The organism is Mesorhizobium sp. P5_C1 (assembly GCF_054049815.1).
Window position 1 is genome coordinate 1 of sequence record NZ_JBFULQ010001396.1, and the last position, 555, is coordinate 555.

1 protein-coding gene is annotated in these 555 nt (G+C 57.0%); it reads right to left on the reverse strand.

Features of this window, described 5'->3' with window-relative positions; all coding sequences use genetic code 11:
- Nucleotides 1-168 precede the first annotated feature (168 nt).
- Nucleotides 169-414: a DUF982 domain-containing protein gene (locus tag ACXJ7R_RS36005; protein WP_457155926.1), complete on the reverse strand. Its 246-nt coding sequence runs from the start codon at nt 412-414 to the stop codon at nt 169-171.
- Nucleotides 415-555 lie beyond the last annotated feature (141 nt).

Here is a 555-nt window from a genome sequence, read left to right on the forward strand (position 1 = left end):
GTATGAAGGTTAAAACCTCCAGAGGGGAACGCGTCGGACGAATGGGAGGAAACATTCGACGCACCGCGCATATAGGTGAGCAAGGTGACACTTCAACGACATGCTGGTAGGCCACCAGCCTTCATCATCTTGRTGCACTGAAGCTTGCGTGCAGTATCCGGTGCAGAGCTAATCGCCGCGCAGCATCTTTGCTTCAGGCGCGGCTGCCGCGAAAGCTTTTCGAGCAACTGGTGGATAGGCCAGACCACGCAATACCTGCAGACAGGCGTCCATCGCTAGCTTCCGTTTCTCGGTCGGACGATGAAGATCACGCAGCAAGATAACGGCTGCATCACTAACATCAAACACGATGCGCTCTAAGCGATGGCGGCTAACCTGAACAACGACCCCGCCTCTGCGATCGTGAAATCTCAACGCAATGCCCGCCTCGGCGTGGCCCGTGCCAGCCTCATATGTCGCCGTCGCCTATACTTGCACTTTTCCACTGCCCGGCTTGCAGGCAGCCAGCCACTGCATGGCGGAAACTGCATCTTCCAATATGGCGGCCCGTTTCGC